Genomic DNA, 19,788 nt, shown 5'->3' with positions numbered 1-19,788 from the left:
CTGCGAGCGATAGTAAAGGCTGCCGCGGCTGATCCCGAGTTCCTCGGCCTGCCGGGAAAGCGGCAGGGCATGCGAGCGGTCGATCATCGCTTTGCGCTCGGTAACAGTCCGGCTTTGCCGAGCGCGCTTTCCAAAAAATCGTTGACCAGGGTCAGCTCGCCGATCTTGGCGTGCAGGGTCTTCACATCCACCGGTGGGGCGTCAGCTCCCGCCTTGGGCTCAGTCCCGAATACCCCGGCGGCTCCGTCGAGGAGCTGGGCCTTCCACTGAGTGATCTGGTTGGGGTGCACATCGAACTGCTGGGCCAGTTCGGCTAGGGTCTTCTCGCCCTTCACGGCGGCCAGGGCCACTTTGGCCTTGAAGGCCGGAGAGTGGTTCCGGCGCGGTCTCTTGCTCATCGTCTCTCCTGTTCGGCAGCCATTCTGGCTGCTCTCAGGCAGAAACTCCACTTATCCCGCTGTTCAAATTTCCCGAGCCAGCTCTGTCTGAGCGTCGTGACCCTGATCGCTACTATGGGCGGCCTGTTCCTGAGTGGCGGGAGCGACGGTCTCATTGGGGTGGGTACTACGGCGCTCCTGTTGCTGAACTTCCCCATTGGCAGCGACCTGTGTTCGCTGGGCGGAGCTGGGGCCACCGCGATAGCTGCAAGATCATCATCAGCGAGCGGGTAAACCGCTGGGGCGAGAGAGTTCAGGTGCGTAAGGAAATCTGTCGCTGAGCCTGATCATGCCTGTGCAGAGAGCAGGAGGAAGACCTCAGGACCAGGGTAGTTCTTAGTTCAGTAGCGTTCTGGATGTTCCCTTCTGTTGAACTTGAGCCTGACGGACCCCAACCATCAGGCTCTTTTATTTTGGTCAGCCGTCAGTGATCAGACGATGACAGCGCAAATGGCAATCTAGAACTGGAGTGCCTTCTCCACGTTAGGCACTCTGATCAGCATCCGATGCAAATGCTTCTTATCGTTCGCTTTAGCTTCTCGTCGCGAGTGCGTTGAACAGCCTCTGCCTTTTTTCGCTGAACCTCAGCCATTGCTGCACTCTCCTCGGCGCTCAGTGCCTTTGCAGCGGCAGTTTCAGGGGCCAGGACCTTGGCTGCTTGCCCTTGAGCCAGTGCAGATTGGGAGGCAAAAGCCAGAGCAATGAAAGAGGCGGCCGTAAGAGGCGCATGGTTCGCTCGCTTGAAGAGGTTTGTGTCTTTAGCGTATCACGTTCCATGCAGTCTCAAGGGGCACTTTCGGTCAATGATCGTAACCTCAGTGAGTCGCAGGGCCTCCCTAAGGAGCAGCTTAAGGCGGGCCAAAAGGTCGAACCTTATAGATAGCTTCGGTGCTCTATCCACACTGTCCACAGGCTCTCCATCACCCCATCGACGGACCCGTGACCCCTATGAGACGTTCCCTCTTCGTTCTCATGGAGATTCGCTGTGCCGATACGGAAGCGGAAGCTGACAACAGAGCAGGTTCTGGAAGCTCGCCTCAGGTTCGCCGCGGGTGAACGTGAGTGGGGCAAACTCTCCCGTGACTATGGCGTCAGCCGAGGTGTGATCAAAAGTGCCGTAATGGGAGAGACTTTCAAGGAACTGCCAATGCCTCCCAAGAGGAGCGGTCTAGGCAACCGCCCGTTCCCCTATGGCTAGACCACGTCGGAATCCACGAAGAGCCTATGATGAGAACGGGAAGGAGATCACACCGGTGACAGTTGGGGCCAGCCGTGCATCAGGTCTGCACACGGTTGCCGTCTTCTGTGAGACCCGAGGGTGCCACCACGATGCTGTAGTCTCTCTGGAGGGCTGGCCTGACGACATGCCGGTCCCTGATATGGCTCTCCATCTCCGTTGCTCGAAGTGTGGAGGAAAGAGCATCAAGGTGATGATCAATGTGAAGGAGCTATATGCAAAGGCGCACGGGGCGCGGTGTCAGCGATAGCGCCTTGGAGTTTTGCGAGCGTAGATTCCGCTCAGCTTCATGTCTGAAACAGGATGAATGTAGTCACTCACGCCGAGAAAGGCCAGTAAAGCGACAAGTATAGACCCGAAGGCAACAACGAGTATCGACAGAACATCCATGGCATGCCCCTAATCCAAAACCACGCGCCGCCTAGGCTTGATGAGATTATTCTCCCGTAGGCGGACGACATCAACGCATCTGAGGGATTACCCCATCGGCGATCTGGATCAGGCTTGCACCTAAAGTGCCACCAATCCATCAATGCGTTGAATCTGTAAAACAAATTACATTTGCAATACACGAGCCTTGGCCGCAGACCTTGGCAATATGATGGCACAGTCCAGACAGGGTGAGATTCTGGAGGCTCCCTTGCTAGGACAGCATTAAGTTTGCTGCGTAAGTAATCCTCCTCAGGCCGATGCATCCTAATCCCGTAAAGGGAAAGATTTGGGTGGCACGAGACCATGGACGCGATCCGGGCCTCTCCTGATTGTTCTGATGATCTGATTAGGAGGAGTAAGTATCGGAGGAAGCTCCTGTTGAATGGGAGCCTTTCGCGCAGTTCGGCGGATCATGTTCTTGATGTGTTTTGCAATCGGATCGTCCACGTGCGGCATGAGACACCTCCAAGGACCACCTAGGCTCCTTACCAATCTTGGCTGGAGTGTGCCTTACTTGAGGTGTTTTACGGTAGGCCGCAGTTTTCTCTCGGGAGTGTAAGGTAGCCGACAGGCAGCATGAGTTGAACTATGTAGGGGTCGGCCCGTAATTTCCCCTACAGGACAGACCGTAGAGTGCCCTATCACAAAGGGCTTTGTTTTTGGTGCGTGTGACAGTTTCCTCAGATAAAGGCCCCAATCCTCCACGGAGGGCGCAACGATGGCTAAAGCACGGGTCGGGATAAAGGTTGCTGATGACCAGCGGGCGGTCACCATCGAGATTGGTCCTACTGAAGGCCCATCAGCGCCTGTAGCTTTAGACCTTGAGCAACTCACCAAGCTCATAAAGCTACTTGGTCAGGCAAGATCGCGCATGGTCGTGGGAACGCTTAAGCAGTCCCTTGATGGACAGACAGTTGAGACCGTGTTCAGTCCGCCGTGGCATATTCAGGTCGCCCAGATTGATGGTTCGCTCTTGGCGTTTGATCATCCCAACTACGGGCCTATTGCTTATGCAATCCCAAGGGCGGACGTGGCGAGGATTGTTGAGGTCCTGAGCGCCCATCTTACCCTTCCTGAGGGTTCACAGGGGAAGCCAAACTAAGGCACTCAATAGGCTCGCCAGCGTCGTCCTAGAGGGTTAGCTCGGGGACTTCATGGACACCCACTACCTCAAGTCTCTTCTGATCTCCTTGATGGCATCGCTTAGCTGAACCTTAAGGGGAAAGTGGTGGTGAACCGGCTGCTGGAGACGGTGCCGTATCCTGCGTGAGTAACCTAGTTTTGCCTGATGCTAGGTACAACTTGGTTCGGTCCCAAAGGTATATCCGAATAGTAGTTCAAGGAATGGCCTAGTTCTCGCCCCGCGGTGGCCCAGATTGCACGTAGCGATAACGGTCAATAATAGTTGCGGGAGGTTGCATGAACTTAGATGATCCTTTTCCTCTTGAACTAGTCTCGTCACGGGTGAGGACAGCTGTCCTTCGTGAGTTTCAGGGCCGTTGCCCCAGCATCCGCGAGATGATGCGGATTTCGGATAAGCACTGGCTGGCGACGCCTGGCATTGGTGAGACTGCCCTTGGGGATATTCGAGGTGTGGTTGATGAGCGATCTTTCAGCGAGGAAAGCTCTTCCTCAACCGCAATGTCAGACGCTGAACTGCTCAAGCGCCTTGTGGGTATTCAAAATGAGATCGAGCAAATCCGAACGATGCTCAAGGGTAGGATATTCGGAGCGTCTGAGGATGTGATTGGACGGTCAAGACCTGCTGTTTGATAGGCTTTGGCGGAAGCAAGGCTAAGGCACTCTATAGGTGTCTGGATGCGAGACCTCCTTGGCGGCAGCGACGACCTGGAGGGCTGGCGGCAAAGCGTCTGAATCGGGTGGCTTGTAGCGGCGGTTGGCGAGCTTCGGCTCGGCAGCCAGGTGGCTGCGCACCACCTCATCCGGGGATCGCCCCTTGAGCACGCGCTGGCGCCTCCTGTTGTAGGCCTGGTTGAAGCCCTTGAGCAGCGTCTCAAGATCACGATGGCTATAGATGGTAATCCCCAGCACCTCGCGCTGTACCCGGCCGTTGAAGCGCTCGACGAGGCCGTTGGTTTGCGGCGTATACGGCTTGGTCGTGCGATGCTCCACCTTCAGCCTCCGGCAGGCGTCCTCGAAGCCATCGGCGGTAAAGCAGGATCCTCGGTCCGTCAGCACGTACGTGACCTTGAAGGGAAACGCGCCGATCGCCTCTTTGAGGACGGCGACCGCGCTGGTGGCCAGTTCGTCGTCCTTGACGGCCAGGTGCACCCAGCGGGAGCAACGGTCGATGGCCACATAGAGAAAGCGCTTGCGGCGCTCGCCATTGGCGGTCTGCAGCTTGGGCAGGTGCTTGATGTCGATGTGGATGAAGCCGAGATCGTAGTCCTTGAACGTGCCGATCTTGCGCTTGCGCTGCTGCGCCGGCGGCAACCGCCCGAGGCCTTCAGCCTTGAGGATGCGGTAGACCGCATCGCGGTTGAGATGCGGCAGGAAGTGCGTGACGATGAAGGTGAGGTCATCGAGCGGAAAGCCGGTGGCCTGGCGCAGGGCGCAGACGATGGCGCGCTCCTCCTCGGTGGCCTTCCAGGGCAGCTTGTGCGGCCGGCTGCTATGGTCCTGGCAGTCCTGCGCCCCACGCTTGCGCCACTTGCGGACGGTCTCGGTGCTCACGCTGAAGCGTTGGGCCAGCACGCCGGCGGGCTCGGTCGAGCGGGCGATCTCCTGGCGAACGGCGGGGGTGGTGCGGGCTTGGGAATGAAGAGAGTGCATCAGATCCTCCACCAGGCACGTGGCGGGCGTCGCGAGCCATCGAAGCGCCACGGATAGTTCTCAATCGCCCAACGCACCTGATCCCAACAACGTTCCGCTACCAAACCGCTTAAGGACCGGAGGCTGGCCTCATACCGCTCTATGGTCGTCGGGGCCTTCTTATCTGCATGGTAGGTCTTCCATTGCTCCCATAGGTCAGCGACCGAGACCATAGGGCCAGACTTCCTAGCCTCAGGCTGATGCTCCACAGGCTCCCATTTTAGGGAACCGCGAGGCTGCTGGATCAGGGGAGTAGTCGAACTCAGCGTTCCTCTCTAGCTTCGCGGCCGCTGAATCGAGGGCATAGCCAACGGCTTTGATGAGGAGCTTCCGGCTTTCCCTATCGATGACCAACCCCTCGCGCTTCAGGACGGCATCCGTCATTGGACCAAAGTGGAGTTCCATTGCGTGAGTCTGGGCGGCTTCCTTACCGATCATCAGAGGCCCGGTGCCTAGCTTACCGTCCCTAGCCATCTGGTTCATGTCCTGGACGGTAGTCCATGTCTCGGGGGAACCGGGGTAAAGGATATCAGCAAAGGCTGTGTAAATGGTGCCAGCCAAGGCGGCTTGCTGATGGCTTAGACGGGTAGGGGTATTGCTCCGCTGGCTGTCCCAGCAGCGACGTTGGGCAGCATCAGCGACGGCGTGGCGTTCCTTAGCTTCCCGTTGATCCTTAGTCCGTAATGAGACTTGGACGACCTCTCCGATGTTCACAGTCACGAATCGATCGGTGACAGGGAGTGTGACTAAATGCCCTTTTAGTCGAATAAGATCCTGGGGAACTCTTTGACGAAGGTGCCAAGTGCCAGTCTTGGGGTCTTTCCAGGGGCGAGCCATTAACAGCGCCATGTGAGCGTCCTGTGTGAGAGTTTGGACGCTTCTAAGTGCTTGTTATCGCTGAAAGCCTTACCACTCAAGGAGAATGAATGGTGCCGGTGGAGAGGATCGAACTCCCGACCTTCGGTTTACAAAACCGCTGCACTACCGCTGTGCTACACCGGCTCACCTTAAGGGCTGAGGTAGCAGCACCCGGAGCAGGACGCAAGTTCCATGCAAATGGAAATATTAAGTGTTCCAGCGCACCGAAACCAACCTCCGTTTCTGGAATTGTCAGGCAAACAGCAATCACGGAGTTGGTGCCATGACGGCCTCAGGGGCTTCTGTTCAGTCGGGGATCTCGCCGCAAGGCGTCCTCAAGATTTTTACCGTTCTCGCAGTCTTTGCAGGTGCAGGCCTGGTTGGAGCAGCTGAAGCCGCGCCGGCGAGCCATGGTGTGGCTGCAAAGCCCGCCAAGGAGACGGTGACGGCGGTTTCCGCCAAGGATGTGGAGACCACATCGTCGGTTCAGCCCACCACGGGCAGCGATGCACATTGCGATATTTCCCGCAAGCGCATGTTCGTCGAGGGTGAGGGCTGGATCGTCCGCCGGGTGACCACCTGCTACTGACAGTCGGCTCATCCCCAACGAAAAGCCCCGCCTTTCGGCGGGGCTTTCCTGTTTTGATGAGCGGTTCGCCGGAAGCTTAACGCTTCGCGCCGGCGCCCTCGTAGGTCATGATATCGCGGTCCTTGGTCTCCGGCACGAAGAGCAGGCCGACCACGAAGGTCACCAGGGCGATCACGATCGGGTACCACAGGCCGTAGTAGATATCGCCGGTGGCCGCCACCATCGCGAAGGCGGTGGGAGGCAGTAGGCCGCCGAACCAGCCGTTGGCGATGTGGTAAGGCAGGGACATCGCGGTGTAGCGGATGCGGGTGGGGAAGAACTCCACCAGGGCCGCCGCGATCGGACCGTAGACCATCGTGACGTAGATCACGAGGATCGTCAGGATGCCGATGGCCTTCAGAGCCTGAGCATTGCCCAGGGCATCGAAGAAGCCGCCGACCTTCAGGATGGTCGGATCGCCTGCCTTCGGATAGCCCGCTTCGCCGGCCGCGGCCGTGAAGGCGGTGATGTTGGCCGGGATCGCCGGAGCGATCGGGGCTTCCTTGCCGTTGAACGTCACCTTCACAGGCGAGCCTGCCGGGGCGGGGACGAGCTCATACTTGACCGCCGAACGAGCGAGGGCCACGCGGGCGACATCGCAAGGTGCGGTGAAGGTACGAATGCCCACCGGATCGAACACCGAGCCGCAGGTTGCGGGGTCGGCCACGACCTGGACCTTGGCCGTTTCAAGCGCCTGATTGAGGCGCGGGCTGGCTACGTTCGTGAGAGCCCCGAACAGCGGGAAGTAGGTGATCGCCGCGATCAGGCAGCCGCCGAGAATCACCGGCTTGCGGCCGATCTTGTCCGACAGCGCACCGAAGAACACGAAGCCACCCGTGCCGAGGATCAGCGACCAGGCGATGAGCACGTTCGAGGTGAGCAGGTCGACCTTCAGAATGCTCTGGAGGAAGAACAGGGCGTAGAACTGGCCCGTGTACCACACCACAGCTTGTCCGATCGCAAGACCGACCAGGGCGATGAGCACCATCTTGGCGTTGCCCCACTGACCGAAAGCCTCCTTCAGAGGCGCCTTCGACTGTGTCCCCTCTTCCTTCATCTTCTGGAAGGCAGGCGATTCGTGCATCTGGAGACGAATCCAGACCGAAATGCCGAGGAGCACCACGGAGAGCAGGAACGGAATGCGCCAGCCGGCGATCGGCCAGCCTTCGCCCGTCTGGAAGCCCTGCTCACCCATCCAGGTGCGCAGCACGAGAATGACGACGAGGGACAGCAGAAGACCGACGGTTGCCGTGATCTGGATGAAGCTGGTGTAGAAGCCGCGACGGCCCACCGGGGCATGCTCGGCCACGTAGACCGCAGCGCCGCCGTACTCGCCGCCCAGGGCGAGACCCTGCAGCATGCGCAGCGCGATCAGGATGACAGGAGCGATCCAGCCGATCTGATTGTAGCTGGGCAACAGGCCGACCAGGAAGGTCGAGAAGCCCATGATCAGGATCGTGACCAGGAAGGTGTACTTGCGGCCGACGAGATCACCGATGCGGCCGAAGAAGATGGCGCCGAACGGGCGCACCAGGAAGCCGGCCGCGAAGGCCAGGAGCGCGAAGACGTTACGGGTCGTCACGTCGAAGGCGGAGAAGAACTGCGCGCCGATGATCGTGGCGAGAGAGCCGTAGAGATAGAAATCGTACCATTCGAAGACGGTGCCGAGGGAGGAAGCCAGGATGACCTTCCTCTCCTCCTTCGTCATCGGCCGCGGCGCGGCGGCCGAATGCGGCGTAGTTGCTGCTGTTGCCATAGGGTTCCCTTCCATAGATGTGCCCGGTCTGATCCGGGTTCTGGGCCGCAAGCCCGAATGCCGAGCTTTGAGCCGAGGCATCGTGACTGCTCCCCGCAGCCAAGAATCCATCAAACGGGAGGCTACCTCCGGCCTTTCTTTCCACAATTCCCAATTGGTATTTGCGACTTCCGTCTAAGGAAGTGCTGGTGGACCGATATTCTTGAACATATTCAGCCGCTTATCAGGACGGCTGGAGCTACTTGCTGACGTTACGGAATGCGCCTTTGACCACAGCAAAAAGGGAAATCGCGGCTGCATTCGAGACGTTGAGGCTCTTGATGGCGCCGGGCATGTCGAGGCGTCCGATCACGTCGCAGCAGTCCCGCGTTCTCTGCCTTAGCCCTTTTCCCTCGGAGCCGAGCACGAGAACCACAGGCAGGCGGATGTCGATCTCGTCCAGATTGGCCTCTCCTGACGAATCAAGCCCGATGCGCTGATAGCCGCGCTCGCCGAGGGCGATCAGCGTGTCGCTGAGGTTGCGAACAATCATGAAAGGCACATGCTCGAGGCCTCCTGAAGCGGATTTGGCCAGAACGCCGGTTGCGGCAGGGCTATGTCGGGCCGTCGTGATAATGGCCTCCACATCGAAGGCCGCCGCCGTGCGGAGGATGGCGCCCACATTGTGCGGATCGGTGATCTGGTCGAGGGCCAGCACGACGCGCTTGCCGCTCAGGGTACCGACCGAGGGAGAGGGCAGGGGATCCGCCTCGGCATAGAGGCCCTGATGAACGGCGTCCGGTTCCAGGAGGCGGTTGATTTCGTCCGGCCGAACGATCTCGGGTTCGATCGGCAGTGGGGCATCCAGCTCCTCGCTCAGGCGGCGGGCGGAGTTCTCGGTGGCTAGGAGGCGGCGAATCGTCCGCTTGCCGTTACGCAAGGCTTCGAACACCGGGTGCCAGCCATAGAGAATGGTCGTATCGATCTCGAAATTGGGCCGCCAGGCTTTGGGGTCACGGCGGCCCGGCTTCCCGTGAGGGCGCTGGAAACGGGGCTTGCGGGAGGGGAAGGGACGCTCGCTCATGCTCTTTGGATCTCACGTGTTGTCTGCACGCCATAGCACAGGGAGCGGCCATTCACGACTGTCGGATTTCGGTGCGCTTTGAGGTTGACACCGGCCATCCACCTCACCATAAGAGCGCCACGGAACGCCGAGCCATGAGCGAAGCGGTCCGCGGAACAGCCTCGGCGTTGTGCGTTCGGGTTGGGTTCTAAGGGGGAATGTCCCGAGCGGCAAAGGGGGCGGACTGTAAATCCGCTGGCTATGCCTTCGTAGGTTCGAGTCCTACTTCCCCCACCACCCAGTCAAAAGTGCATGCGGGTGTAGCTCAATGGTAGAGCAGCAGCCTTCCAAGCTGAATACGAGGGTTCGATTCCCTTCACCCGCTCCACCTTCTAGTCCACATGCCATCCAGCTTGTAATTCTGACCTGAAATGCCTTTATACAGGCCGAACCCGCCGATTGAGGAGCGTTCGGTAAATGAGCTTTTGATGCGTGAAGGACCAGGTTATCGGGCATTAGGTTCTGCAATATCGAAATTGGCTCTTGCACAAAGAGCGCAACCGCAATATCGGACGCCCCTGGGTTTTTTGTTCCTGGCCTCTGTAAGGTAGAGATCAATGGCGAAGGAAAAGTTTGAGCGGAATAAGCCGCACTGCAACATTGGGACGATTGGTCACGTGGACCATGGCAAGACGTCTCTGACGGCGGCGATCACGAAGGTTCTGGCGGAGTCGGGCGGAGCGACGTTTACGGCGTACGACCAGATCGACAAGGCACCGGAAGAGAAGGCGCGCGGCATCACGATCTCGACGGCTCACGTGGAGTACGAGACGAAGAACCGGCACTATGCCCACGTGGACTGCCCCGGCCACGCCGACTACGTGAAGAACATGATCACGGGTGCGGCCCAGATGGACGGCGCGATCCTGGTGGTGTCGTCGGCTGACGGCCCGATGCCGCAGACCCGCGAGCACATCCTGCTGGCCCGCCAGGTGGGCGTGCCCGCCCTGGTGGTGTTCATGAACAAGGTCGACATGGTCGACGACGCCGAGCTGCTCGACCTGGTTGAGCTCGAGGTGCGCGAGCTTCTGTCGAAGTACGACTTCCCCGGCGACGACATTCCGATCGTGAAGGGCTCGGCTCTTTGCGCCCTGGAGGACCGTCAGCCTGAGATCGGCCGCGATGCGGTGCTCAAGCTGATGGCGGAAGTCGATGCCTACATCCCGCAGCCGGAGCGTCCGATCGACCAGCCGTTCCTGATGCCGATCGAGGACGTGTTCTCGATCTCGGGCCGCGGCACGGTGGTGACGGGTCGCGTGGAGCGCGGCGTGGTCAAGGTTGGTGAGGAAGTTGAGATCGTGGGCCTGAAGGCCACGGTCAAGACGACGGTCACGGGCGTTGAGATGTTCCGCAAGCTGCTCGACCAGGGCCAGGCGGGCGACAACGTGGGCGTGCTGCTTCGTGGTACGAAGCGCGAGGACGTGGAGCGCGGCCAGGTGCTGTGCAAGCCGGGCTCGATCAAGCCGCACACGAAGTTCAAGGCCGAGGCCTACATCCTGACGAAGGAAGAGGGCGGCCGTCATACGCCGTTCTTCGGCAACTACCGTCCGCAGTTCTACTTCCGCACGACGGACGTGACGGGCGTGGTGACGCTGCCTGAGGGCACCGAGATGGTGATGCCGGGCGACAACATCACCATGGAGGTGACGCTGATTGCGCCGATCGCCATGGAAGAGAAGCTGCGCTTCGCCATCCGTGAGGGCGGCCGCACCGTCGGCGCCGGCGTCGTCGCCGCCGTGATGGACTAATGAGATCCAGGTGGCGGGTTTCCGCCACCTGTTGACCGCCGGAGGAGTGTAGCTCAATCGGCTAGAGCACCGGTCTCCAAAACCGGGGGTTGGGGGTTCGAGTCCCTCCACTCCTGCCAGCGGTCGACAAAGCGGGCGTTTTGCTCTAAAGAGCGCCCCGCAGATGGTTTGAACAGGTGGCGCGGGGCTTGGGAAACAGCCTCGCGCCCCTTCAATTTGGGCATGAGCATGCCCTCAGAGGACGTTCGCTGCCGCCCTCAAGGCGGTACGGGCGCAGTGAAATGGCGAAGACGAACCCGTTCGATTTCATACAGCAGGTCCGCTCGGAAGCCGCGAAGGTGACCTGGCCGACGCGCAAGGAGACCATGATCACGACCGCCATGGTGTTCGTGATGGTTGTGCTGGCCAGCATCTTCTTTCTGGTCGTCGATCAGGCGATCGGCTGGGGCGTTCGCTGGGTGATCCTTGGGCTTGGCGGTTAAGGGGTGGATGCAATGACGAAGCGTTGGTACATCGTCCACGCCTATTCGAATTTCGAGAACAAGGTCGCCCAGTCGATCAAGGACCAGGCCGCCCAGCGTGGCCTTGAGGACAAGTTCGACGAGGTCATGGTCCCGACCGAGAAGGTCGTCGAGGTGCGCCGCGGCCGCAAGGTCGATACCGAGCGCAAGTTCTTCCCGGGCTATGTCCTGGTGAAGTGCGACCTGACCGACGAGGTCTACCACCTCATCAAGAACACCCCGAAGGTGACAGGCTTCCTGGGCGCCGACAAGTCCAAGCCCGTTCCGATCCCGGATCGTGAGGCCGAGCGGATCAAGGGCCAGGTGGCCGAAGGTGTCGATCACCCGAAGCCATCCGTGAGCTTCGAGATCGGCGAGCAGGTCCGCGTCTCCGACGGTCCGTTCGCCTCGTTCAACGGCGTCGTCGAGGAAGTCGATCACGCCCGGGCCCGCCTCAAGGTGGCGGTGTCCATCTTCGGCCGCGCAACGCCGGTCGAGCTCGAATACGGTCAGGTCGAAAAGGTCTGACCGGCGGGAAGTGGCACCTGATGGGTGGTACTTCTCAGGTCCTCTGAGAGGACCTTTCATCCGCGGGAGGTCTGCCCGGTCGCCAACCGGGCCTTCATAAGGCCGTACCGCGATCTGCAACTGCCATGCCGCCTGGTTGGCCCCGGGTGCGTGGTCCATTAGGAGCAGTCCTATGGCAAAGAAAATCTCGGGCTACGTTAAGCTTCAAGTGCCCGCAGGCGCAGCCAACCCGTCGCCGCCGATCGGTCCGGCGCTCGGTCAGCGCGGCCTGAACATCATGGAATTCTGCAAGGCCTTCAACGCGAAGACGGCGCAGATGGAGAAGGGCACCCCGATCCCGGTGATCATCACCGCGTATCAGGACCGTTCCTTCACCTTCGAGATGAAGCAGCCCCCGGTCTCGTACTGGCTCAAGAAGGCCGCGAAGATCGACAAGGGTTCGCAGACCCCCGGCAAGGGCGGCAATGTCGGCCGCGTGACCCGCGACCAGATCCGCGAGATCGCCGAGAAGAAGATGGTCGATCTCAACTGCGACACCGTTGAATCCGCCATGGCCATGATCGAGGGCTCCGCGCGCTCGATGGGCATGGAAGTGGCATAAGGAGGGCATGATGGCTGTGAAAGAAGGTAAGCGCATCCGCGCCGCCCGCGAGGGTGTTGATGCCACCAAGCTCTACCCGATCCAGGACGCGGTGAAGCTGATCAAGGAACGCGCCAAGGCGAAGTTCGACGAGACCATCGAGATCTCGATGAATCTCGGCGTCGATCCCCGCCACGCCGACCAGATGGTCCGCGGCGTCTGCAACCTGCCGAACGGCTCCGGCCGTACGGTTCGCGTGGCCGTGTTCGCCCGCGGCGCCAAGGCCGACGAGGCCAAGGCTGCCGGTGCGGACGTGGTGGGCGCCGAGGAGCTCTTCGAGGTCGTCAACGGTGGCACGATCGATTTCGACCGCTGCATCGCCACCCCGGACATGATGCCGCTCGTCGGCCGTCTCGGTAAGGTTCTTGGGCCCCGCGGCCTGATGCCGAACCCGAAGGTCGGAACGGTCACCATGGACGTGAAGGGTGCCGTCGAGGCCGCCAAGGGCGGTGCCGTCGAGTTCCGCGTCGAGAAGGCTGGTATCGTTCATGCCGGCATCGGCAAGGCCTCCTTCGACGAAGGCAAGCTTGTGGAGAACATCAAGGCTTTCGCCGATGCCGTCTCCAAGGCGAAGCCCACCGGCGCCAAGGGCACCTACATCCAGCGCGTCGCCGTCTCCTCGACGATGGGCCCAGGCGTGAAGGTTGATCCTTCCTCAGTGCTCAACGGCTAATCAGACCGTCGTCAAGACCTTGAGAAAGCCCGGCAGAAATGCCGGGCTTTCTCGTTTGCGCTCTGATCGAGCCGACATCCCATTTGTCGCCTCGCACCAGGGGCATTACAGTCCCGTGAACGGGAGGGACAGGCTCATGCGCGTGATGGTGCTGGTCAAGGCGACCAAAGACAGCGAGGCGGGGATCATGCCGACCCCGGAACTCCTCGATGCCATGGGCCAATTCAATGGGGAGCTGGTCAAGGCTGGCATTCTCCAGGCTGCGGCAGGCCTCAAGCCGTCGTCCCAGGGCAAGCGGGTGGCCTTCGACGGCCCGAACCGCTCCGTCATTGACGGACCCTTTTCTGAGACCGGTGAGCTGGTTGCCGGCTTCTGGCTTTGGGAGGTCAAGGACATGGCCGAAGCGGTGGCGTGGGTGAGGCGCTGCCCCAATCCGATGCCCGGCCCAAGCGAGATCGAAATTCGCCCCTTGTACGAGATGGCCGACTTCGACGATCTCCTGACACCCGAGACGAGCGCTCAGGCGAGCCGGCACGGGCAGTAAGGCGGGAGTCGTGCTCGGGAAGCTGAAGAGCCGTCCAGCATAGACCGTATGATACAGAGTTGCTTAAATAATCGCATTAAGCCGGCAAATGCCCCTTGGCAAATGCTTCAGAAAGGCTTAATAGAACGCGTTGAGTTTCAAATATAGGCCGAGGCTCCGCTTTTGCGTGAGCTTCTGGCTGTGAATCCGTCCCGGAGACGGGGCGGTGACAGGCCGGCGAGCCAAGAGGCAACTTTTGGCGCGTTCCGGCTATGTCCTGTCCAAGACTGCAGGTGCCGGCTTAGCCGGTTTAATTCGAAAGGGCCTGCATAGACGGGGAAGCCGAGTTTACCATCTGCTTAACGCAGATGACGGGAGTCGGTTCGAACCATCTCACCCGGTGCGCCGCCAGGCGTCATTTGGGGGACAGGGCTTGCGAGAGCGTCGTTCAAGATGCCTCGGATGCAAGTCCGGGCCTTGAGCGGCAAATGCAACCGGCGGAAATCTTCCGCCAACCGGAGAGAGCCCAGTGGAAAGAGCAGCAAAGCGCGAGCTCGTCTCGACTCTCAACGACGTGTTTAACACCACGAGCGTTGTCGTCGTCGCCCACTATGCTGGCCTCACGGTCGCTGACATGCAGAAGCTGCGCGCGCAGATGAAGCAGGCCGGCGCCACCGTGAAGGTCGCAAAAAACAGCCTCGCCAAAATCGCTCTCGAAGGCAAGGACGTCGCGTCCATCTCGGGCCTTATGAAAGGTCCGACCCTGATCGCTTATTCGAGCGATCCGGTCGCGGCGCCCAAGGTCGCTGTTGATTTCGCCAAGGGGAACGACAAGCTCGTGATCCTCGGCGGCGCAATGGGCACGACCGCCCTGAACGTGGACGGAGTGAAGGCACTTGCCACTCTGCCGTCCCTTGATGAACTGCGCGGCAAGCTGGTCGGCCTTATCCAGGCTCCGGCTACCAAGATCGCTCAGCTCAGCACTGCGCCGGCGGCGAAGCTCGCCCGCGTATTCGGGGCCTATGCCAAGACAGGCGAAGCGGCGTGAGGCCGTACCTCAAAACCATCAATCGTTCGAACTGAACCTAAGGAACTAGAAAATGGCTGATCTTGCCAAGCTCGTTGACGATCTGTCGTCGCTGACCGTTCTCGAGGCCGCTGAGCTCTCGAAGATGCTCGAAGAGAAGTGGGGCGTTTCCGCCGCCGCTGCTGTTGCCGTTGCAGCCGCTCCTGGCGCTGGCGCCGGTGCTCCGGCTGCTGAAGAGCAGACTGAGTTCACGGTTGTTCTTGCTGCCGTCGGCGACAAGAAGATCGAGGTCATCAAGGAAGTCCGTGGCATCACGGGCCTGGGCCTGAAGGAAGCTAAGGACCTCGTCGAAGGTGCGCCGAAGCCTGTCAAGGAAGGCGTTTCCAAGGACGAAGCCGAGAAGATCAAGGCGACCCTCGAGAAGGTCGGCGCCAAGGTCGAGCTCAAGTAATTTTGCGGCCGTCACGGCCGCAGGGTTACCCCCGAGCGATCGGGGCTCAAAACACACGGTCCCAGGCGTTTTTGCCTGGGGCCGTTGTGTCGTCAAAGAGGCAGCGCTTCTTTGGTGATGTTCAGAAGGGCTCGCATAGAGCCCGGATTGGTTCGAAACCCGGCGCTTTCCGCCGGGCGGCTCATCCAGGGTCCCGATCCCGGGATTCTCGATTAGCCGTGTATGAGGAACGAGGTCCAGATGGCCAATACACTGATCGGCCGGAAGCGCATTCGCAAGTTCTTCGGAAAAATCAAGGAAGTGGCGGAGATGCCGAACCTCATCGAGGTTCAGAAGGCATCCTACGACCAGTTCCTGATGGTCGAAGAGCCAAAGGGCGGCCGGCCGGAAGAGGGCTTGCAAGCCGTCTTCAAATCGGTTTTCCCGATTTCGGACTTTTCAAATACTGCCCTGCTCGAGTTCGTGAAGTACACGTTCGAGCCGCCGAAGTATGACGTGGACGAGTGCCGCCAGCGCGGCATGACCTTCGCTGCGCCGCTCAAGGTGACGCTGCGCCTCATCGTGTTCGATGTGGACCCGGATACCGGCGCACGCTCCGTGAAGGACATCAAGGAGCAGGACGTCTACATGGGCGACATGCCGCTCATGACCGACAACGGCACCTTCATCGTGAACGGCACCGAGCGCGTGATCGTCTCGCAGATGCACCGTTCGCCGGGCGTGTTCTTCGACCACGACAAGGGCAAAACGCACTCCTCCGGCAAGCTGCTGTTTGCTGCCCGCATCATCCCGTATCGCGGTTCCTGGCTCGACATCGAATTCGACGCCAAGGACATCGTGTATGCCCGTATCGACCGCAAGCGTAAGCTGCCGGTCACATCGCTGCTCTACGCCCTCGGTCTCGACGGCGAGGAGATCCTCAACACCTTCTACAACCGCATCACCTATACCCGTGACGGCGACGCCTGGTCGGTGCCGTTCGATGCGGAGCGCATGAAGGGCTTCAAGGCCTCCGTGGACCTGGTCGATGCCAAGTCGGGCGAGGTCGTGCTCGAGGCCGGCAAGAAGCTGACAGCGCGTGCCGCTCGCCAGCTGGCCGAGAAGGGCCTTAAGAACCTTCGCGCCACCGATGAGGACCTCTACGGCCAGTATATCGGCGAGGACCTTGTGAACCCGGCCACCGGCGAAATCTATGCCGAGGCCGGCGATGAGATCACCGAGAAGCTGCTGAAGGGTCTGGGCGAAGCCGGATTCACGGAAGTCCCGGTGCTCGACATCGACCATGTCACGATCGGCCCGTACATCCGCAACACGCTGGCTGTCGACAAGGCTTCCTCCCGCGAGGACGCCCTGTTCGACATCTACCGCGTCATGCGTCCGGGCGAGCCGCCGATCCTCGACACGGCGGAAGCCATGTTCAACTCGCTGTTCTTCGATGCCGAGCGCTACGACCTCTCGGCAGTGGGCCGCGTGAAGATGAACATGCGTCTCGACCTCGACGCCGAGGACACCGTGCGCACCCTTCGCCGTGAGGACATCCTCGCGGTCACGAAGGCGCTGGTGGACCTGCGCGACGGCAAGGGCGAGATCGACGACATCGACCACCTCGGCAACCGCCGTGTGCGCTCGGTCGGCGAGCTCATGGAGAACCAGTACCGCCTGGGCCTGCTCCGCATGGAGCGCGCGATCAAGGAGCGCATGTCGTCGGTCGATATCGACACCGTCATGCCGCAGGACCTGATCAACGCGAAGCCCGCGGCTGCCGCCGTGCGCGAGTTCTTCGGCTCCTCGCAGCTCTCGCAGTTCATGGACCAGACCAACCCGCTCTCCGAGGTCACGCACAAGCGTCGTCTCTCGGCGCTTGGCCCGGGCGGTCTGACCCGCGAGCGCGCCGGCTTCGAGGTGCGCGACGTGCACCCGACGCACTATGGCCGCATCTGCCCGATCGAAACGCCGGAAGGCCCGAATATCGGTCTGATCAACTCGCTGGCCACCTTCGCCCGCGTGAACAAGTACGGCTTCATCGAGACCCCGTTCCGCCGCGTGCGCGACAGCCGCGTGACCGATGAGGTGATCTACCTCTCGGCCATGGAAGAGGCGAAGTACAACATCGCCCAGGCAAACTCGCTGCTCGACGGCAACGGCACGCTGACCGAAGAGCTCGTGATCTGCCGCCGCGCCGGTGAGAACATCGTCGTGGCTCCGGAGCGCGTGGACCTCATGGAGGTGTCGCCGAAGCAGCTCGTGTCGGTTGCGGCCGCGCTCATTCCGTTTCTCGAGAACGACGACGCGAACCGCGCGCTGATGGGCTCGAACATGCAGCGTCAGGCCGTGCCGCTCGTGCAGGCGGACGCTCCGTTCGTCGGCACCGGCATGGAAGCGATCGTGGCCCGGGATTCCGGTGCCGCCATCGGAGCCCGCCGCACCGGCATCGTCGACCAGGTGGACGCGACCCGTATCGTTATCCGCGCGACGGAGAACACGGATCCGACCCGTCCGGGCGTCGACATCTACCGCCTGCAGAAGTTCCAGCGCTCCAACCAGTCGACCTGCATCACGCAGAAGCCGCTGGTGCGCGCCGGCGACCTCGTGCGCAAGGGCGACATCATCGCCGACGGTCCGTCGACCGAATACGGCGAGCTCGCGCTCGGCCGGAACGTGCTCGTCGCGTTCATGCCGTGGAACGGCTATAACTTCGAAGACTCGATCCTGCTCTCCGAGCGCATTGTGAAGGAAGACGTCTTCACCTCGATTCACATCGAGGAGTTCGAAGTGATGGCCCGCGACACGAAGCTGGGTCCTGAGGAAATCACGCGCGACATTCCGAACGTGTCGGAAGAGGCGCTGAAGAACCTGGACGAAGCCGGCATCGTGTATATCGGCGCGGAGGTCCATGCGGGCGACATTCTCGTCGGCAAGATCACGCCGAAGGGCGAGAGCCCGATGACGCCGGAAGAGAAGCTTCTGCGCGCCATCTTCGGCGAGAAGGCCTCGGACGTTCGCGACACCTCGCTGCGCGTGCCCCCGGGCGTGACCGGCACCATCGTGGAAGTCCGTGTCTTCAACCGTCACGGCGTCGACAAGGATGAGCGCGCCCAGGCCATCGAGCGCGAGGAAATCGAGCGTCTCGCGAAGGACCGCGACGACGAGCAGGCGATCCTCGACCGCAACACCTATGCGCGTCTGGCCGAAATCCTCACCGGCAAGAGCGCCGTTGCGGGCCCGAAGGGCTTCAAGAAGGACACGAAGATCACCCGCGAGCTCCTCAACGAGCACCCGCGGTCGCAGTGGTGGCAGTTCGCGGTCGAAGACGATGCTCTGATGACCGAGATCGAGGCCATGCAGAAGCAGTACGACGAGTCGAAGAAGCGCCTTGAGCAGCGCTTCCTCGACAAGGTCGAGAAGCTGCAGCGCGGCGACGAGCTTCCTCCGGGCGTCATGAAGATGGTCAAGGTCTTCGTCGCTGTGAAGCGCAAGATCCAGCCGGGCGACAAGATGGCCGGCCGTCACGGCAACAAGGGTGTCGTGTCGCGCATCGTTCCCATCGAGGACATGCCGTTCCTCGAGGACGGGACGCACGCGGACATCGTGCTCAACCCGCTGGGCGTGCCGAGCCGCATGAACGTCGGCCAGATCCTCGAGACGCACCTTGGCTGGGCTGCTGCCGGACTCGGCAAGCAGGTTGCCCAGGCGGTCGATGCCTACATGCGGTCGGGCAAGTCCCAAGCTCTGCGCGATCAGCTGATCTCGATCTACGGCAACTTGCCCGAAATCGAGCAGGCTTCCGACGATGAGCTGGCCGAGCTTGGCAACAAGCTGCGTCGCGGTGTTCCGTTCGCCACGCCGGTCTTCGACGGTGCGAAGGAATCGGACATCGAGGTCATGCTGCAGAAGGCCGGCCTCGATCCATCGGGTCAGGTCACGCTCTATGACGGCAAGACCGGCGAGCCGTTCGACCGCAAGGTGACCGTGGGCTACATCTACATGCTGAAGCTCCACCACCTCGTGGACGACAAGATCCACGCCCGCTCCATCGGCCCCTACAGCCTCGTCACCCAGCAGCCGCTGGGCGGCAAGGCCCAGTTCGGCGGCCAGCGCTTCGGCGAAATGGAGGTGTGGGCTCTGGAGGCTTACGGCGCCGCCTACACCCTGCAGGAAATGCTCACGGTCAAGTCGGACGACGTGGCCGGCCGTACGAAGGTCTACGAAGCCATCGTTCGTGGCGACGACACCTTCGAGTCGGGCATTCCGGAGAGCTTCAACGTTCTCGTGAAGGAAATGCGTTCGCTCGGCCTCAACGTGGAGCTGACCAATTCCAAGAAGGCCGCCAACGAGGCGGGGCAGCTGCCCCCGTCCGAGGCTGCCGAGTAAGAGACCGCTCAACTATGACGCTTGGCCGCGGCGATGATGCCGCGG

16 protein-coding genes, 4 tRNA genes and 2 pseudogenes are annotated in these 19,788 nt (G+C 61.1%); 15 read left to right on the top strand and 7 right to left on the bottom strand.

What is annotated here, in order from left to right:
- A pseudogene (locus IC232_RS19025) lies at positions 1-398 on the bottom strand (transposase); the annotation flags it as partial.
- A gap of 2,426 nt (positions 399-2,824) precedes the next feature.
- Here IC232_RS19025 and IC232_RS19020 point away from each other — a divergent pair.
- On the top strand, positions 2,825-3,208 hold the full coding sequence (locus tag IC232_RS19020) for a hypothetical protein (protein ID WP_190846531.1): 384 nt from the start codon (positions 2,825-2,827) through the stop codon (positions 3,206-3,208).
- A 317-nt stretch (positions 3,209-3,525) separates the two neighbouring features.
- Positions 3,526-3,879 carry a hypothetical protein gene (locus IC232_RS19015; protein ID WP_190846530.1) on the top strand — a complete coding sequence of 118 codons (354 nt, stop codon included), beginning with the start codon at positions 3,526-3,528 and terminating at the stop codon, positions 3,877-3,879.
- A gap of 21 nt (positions 3,880-3,900) precedes the next feature.
- On the opposite strand, the gene IC232_RS19010 is transcribed toward IC232_RS19015, so the two are convergent.
- From IC232_RS19010 to IC232_RS19000, 4 genes and pseudogenes are all read right to left on the bottom strand, one after another.
- Complete coding sequence (locus tag IC232_RS19010) at positions 3,901-4,899, bottom strand: IS481 family transposase (protein WP_190846529.1); 999 nt, start codon at positions 4,897-4,899, stop codon at positions 3,901-3,903.
- Between the two features lie 231 nt (positions 4,900-5,130).
- The gene (locus IC232_RS19005; RefSeq protein WP_190846528.1) at positions 5,131-5,499 is read right to left on the bottom strand and encodes a hypothetical protein; all 369 of its coding nucleotides are present in this window, start codon (positions 5,497-5,499) and stop codon (positions 5,131-5,133) included.
- Between the two features lie 51 nt (positions 5,500-5,550).
- Positions 5,551-5,775 (bottom strand): annotated as a pseudogene (locus IC232_RS33295) (DUF6538 domain-containing protein); the annotation flags it as partial.
- Between the two features lie 90 nt (positions 5,776-5,865).
- Positions 5,866-5,940: transfer RNA gene (locus IC232_RS19000), tRNA-Thr, on the bottom strand.
- A 139-nt stretch (positions 5,941-6,079) separates the two neighbouring features.
- Between IC232_RS19000 and IC232_RS18995 the strand changes: the two genes are divergently transcribed.
- A complete protein-coding gene (locus tag IC232_RS18995) occupies positions 6,080-6,385 on the top strand; it encodes a hypothetical protein (RefSeq protein WP_246812288.1) in 306 nt (101 codons plus the stop codon).
- 76 nt (positions 6,386-6,461) lie between these two features.
- On the opposite strand, the gene IC232_RS18990 is transcribed toward IC232_RS18995, so the two are convergent.
- Both IC232_RS18990 and IC232_RS18985 read right to left on the bottom strand, forming a co-directional pair.
- Positions 6,462-8,180, bottom strand: a complete 1,719-nt coding sequence (locus tag IC232_RS18990) for an MFS transporter (protein ID WP_190846527.1) — start codon at positions 8,178-8,180, stop codon at positions 6,462-6,464.
- A 238-nt stretch (positions 8,181-8,418) separates the two neighbouring features.
- Positions 8,419-9,243 carry a TrmH family RNA methyltransferase gene (locus tag IC232_RS18985; protein WP_190846526.1) on the bottom strand — a complete coding sequence of 275 codons (825 nt, stop codon included), beginning with the start codon at positions 9,241-9,243 and terminating at the stop codon, positions 8,419-8,421.
- A 191-nt stretch (positions 9,244-9,434) separates the two neighbouring features.
- Here IC232_RS18985 and IC232_RS18980 point away from each other — a divergent pair.
- The 12 genes from IC232_RS18980 to rpoB all read left to right on the top strand — a co-directional run bounded on the left by IC232_RS18980 (position 9,435) and on the right by rpoB (position 19,743).
- Positions 9,435-9,519, top strand: a tRNA-Tyr gene (locus IC232_RS18980).
- Positions 9,520-9,536: 17 nt separating this feature from the next.
- Positions 9,537-9,610, top strand: a tRNA-Gly gene (locus IC232_RS18975).
- A gap of 229 nt (positions 9,611-9,839) precedes the next feature.
- Complete coding sequence (gene tuf / locus IC232_RS18970; RefSeq protein WP_190846517.1) at positions 9,840-11,030, top strand: elongation factor Tu; 1,191 nt, start codon at positions 9,840-9,842, stop codon at positions 11,028-11,030.
- Between the two features lie 42 nt (positions 11,031-11,072).
- Positions 11,073-11,149: transfer RNA gene (locus tag IC232_RS18965), tRNA-Trp, on the top strand.
- 162 nt (positions 11,150-11,311) lie between these two features.
- Positions 11,312-11,512, top strand: coding sequence for a preprotein translocase subunit SecE (secE, locus tag IC232_RS18960; protein ID WP_190846525.1), 201 nt, complete (start codon positions 11,312-11,314; stop codon positions 11,510-11,512).
- 12 nt (positions 11,513-11,524) lie between these two features.
- A complete protein-coding gene (nusG, locus tag IC232_RS18955; RefSeq protein ID WP_183450861.1) occupies positions 11,525-12,058 on the top strand; it encodes a transcription termination/antitermination protein NusG in 534 nt (177 codons plus the stop codon).
- Between the two features lie 172 nt (positions 12,059-12,230).
- Positions 12,231-12,659 carry a 50S ribosomal protein L11 gene (gene rplK / locus IC232_RS18950; RefSeq protein WP_099511377.1) on the top strand — a complete coding sequence of 143 codons (429 nt, stop codon included), beginning with the start codon at positions 12,231-12,233 and terminating at the stop codon, positions 12,657-12,659.
- Between the two features lie 10 nt (positions 12,660-12,669).
- Positions 12,670-13,371: a 50S ribosomal protein L1 gene (rplA, locus tag IC232_RS18945; protein WP_190846524.1), complete on the top strand. Its 702-nt coding sequence runs from the start codon at positions 12,670-12,672 to the stop codon at positions 13,369-13,371.
- Between the two features lie 136 nt (positions 13,372-13,507).
- Positions 13,508-13,915, top strand: a complete 408-nt coding sequence (locus tag IC232_RS18940) for a YciI family protein (protein ID WP_190846523.1) — start codon at positions 13,508-13,510, stop codon at positions 13,913-13,915.
- Between the two features lie 508 nt (positions 13,916-14,423).
- Positions 14,424-14,942, top strand: a complete 519-nt coding sequence (gene rplJ / locus IC232_RS18935; RefSeq protein WP_099511381.1) for a 50S ribosomal protein L10 — start codon at positions 14,424-14,426, stop codon at positions 14,940-14,942.
- Positions 14,943-14,994: 52 nt separating this feature from the next.
- Entirely contained in the window at positions 14,995-15,372 is a 378-nt protein-coding gene (gene rplL / locus IC232_RS18930; RefSeq protein ID WP_190846522.1) for a 50S ribosomal protein L7/L12, read from the top strand.
- 240 nt (positions 15,373-15,612) lie between these two features.
- The gene (gene rpoB / locus IC232_RS18925) at positions 15,613-19,743 is read left to right on the top strand and encodes a DNA-directed RNA polymerase subunit beta (protein WP_190846521.1); all 4,131 of its coding nucleotides are present in this window, start codon (positions 15,613-15,615) and stop codon (positions 19,741-19,743) included.
- Positions 19,744-19,788: the final 45 nt, after the last annotated feature.

Origin of the sequence: Microvirga sp., from assembly GCF_014699075.1 — a bacterium.
Lineage (GTDB): Bacteria > Pseudomonadota > Alphaproteobacteria > Rhizobiales > Beijerinckiaceae > Microvirga.
Note: the sequence above shows the minus strand (reverse complement) of the source record. Positions and strands in the feature narration are given on the sequence as shown.

Excerpts from the sequence above, each read along its gene's own strand:
- IC232_RS19020 (WP_190846531.1), top strand. The coding sequence starts at position 2,825 with ATGGCTAAAGCACGGGTCGGGATAAAGGTTGCTGATGACCAGCGGGCG.
- IC232_RS19015 (WP_190846530.1), top strand. The coding sequence starts at position 3,526 with ATGAACTTAGATGATCCTTTTCCTCTTGAACTAGTCTCGTCACGGGTG.
- IC232_RS19010 (WP_190846529.1), bottom strand. The coding sequence starts at position 4,899 with ATGCACTCTCTTCATTCCCAAGCCCGCACCACCCCCGCCGTTCGCCAG.
- IC232_RS18995 (WP_246812288.1), top strand. The coding sequence starts at position 6,080 with ATGACGGCCTCAGGGGCTTCTGTTCAGTCGGGGATCTCGCCGCAAGGC.
- IC232_RS18990 (WP_190846527.1), bottom strand. The coding sequence starts at position 8,180 with ATGGCAACAGCAGCAACTACGCCGCATTCGGCCGCCGCGCCGCGGCCG.
- IC232_RS18985 (WP_190846526.1), bottom strand. The coding sequence starts at position 9,243 with ATGAGCGAGCGTCCCTTCCCCTCCCGCAAGCCCCGTTTCCAGCGCCCT.
- tuf (WP_190846517.1), top strand. The coding sequence starts at position 9,840 with ATGGCGAAGGAAAAGTTTGAGCGGAATAAGCCGCACTGCAACATTGGG.
- secE (WP_190846525.1), top strand. The coding sequence starts at position 11,312 with ATGGCGAAGACGAACCCGTTCGATTTCATACAGCAGGTCCGCTCGGAA.
- nusG (WP_183450861.1), top strand. The coding sequence starts at position 11,525 with ATGACGAAGCGTTGGTACATCGTCCACGCCTATTCGAATTTCGAGAAC.
- rplK (WP_099511377.1), top strand. The coding sequence starts at position 12,231 with ATGGCAAAGAAAATCTCGGGCTACGTTAAGCTTCAAGTGCCCGCAGGC.
- rplA (WP_190846524.1), top strand. The coding sequence starts at position 12,670 with ATGGCTGTGAAAGAAGGTAAGCGCATCCGCGCCGCCCGCGAGGGTGTT.
- IC232_RS18940 (WP_190846523.1), top strand. The coding sequence starts at position 13,508 with ATGCGCGTGATGGTGCTGGTCAAGGCGACCAAAGACAGCGAGGCGGGG.
- rplL (WP_190846522.1), top strand. The coding sequence starts at position 14,995 with ATGGCTGATCTTGCCAAGCTCGTTGACGATCTGTCGTCGCTGACCGTT.
- rpoB (WP_190846521.1), top strand. The coding sequence starts at position 15,613 with ATGGCCAATACACTGATCGGCCGGAAGCGCATTCGCAAGTTCTTCGGA.